This is a genomic window from Salifodinibacter halophilus, from assembly GCA_012999515.1.
Lineage (GTDB): Bacteria > Pseudomonadota > Gammaproteobacteria > Nevskiales > Salinisphaeraceae > Salifodinibacter > Salifodinibacter halophilus.
The window spans coordinates 1-237 of the sequence record JABEEB010000702.1 but is presented as its reverse complement, the minus strand read 5'-3'; the positions used below and the strand labels follow the sequence as shown (position 1 = coordinate 237).

Here is a 237-nt window from a genome sequence, read left to right as displayed (position 1 = left end):
GGATCACCGCGGCGGTGGCGCCCGAGGACGGGAGCACCTTGGCCATGACCAGCCAGAACGGGATCGCGGTCAGCACCACCGACAGCAGGAAGCCGATGGTGTAGCCCTTGACGGTGCCGTGGTAGTCGTCGTGCTCTTCGTGACCGTGGTCGTCGTGAGCGCGATCGTGTGCGTTGTCGTGGTGCGCGGACTGGGTCACGGCAGCACTCCCATCAGGTAGACGAAGGTGAAGACGCC

General features: G+C 65.8%; 1 protein-coding gene. It reads right to left on the bottom strand.

Translation table 11 applies throughout. The annotated features are described in order from the left end of the window. On the bottom strand, positions 1-199 hold a 199-nt coding region (locus HKX41_13365), incomplete at its 3' end, for a cytochrome o ubiquinol oxidase subunit IV (GenBank protein ID NNC25123.1). Between the last annotated feature and the right edge of the window lie 38 nt (positions 200-237).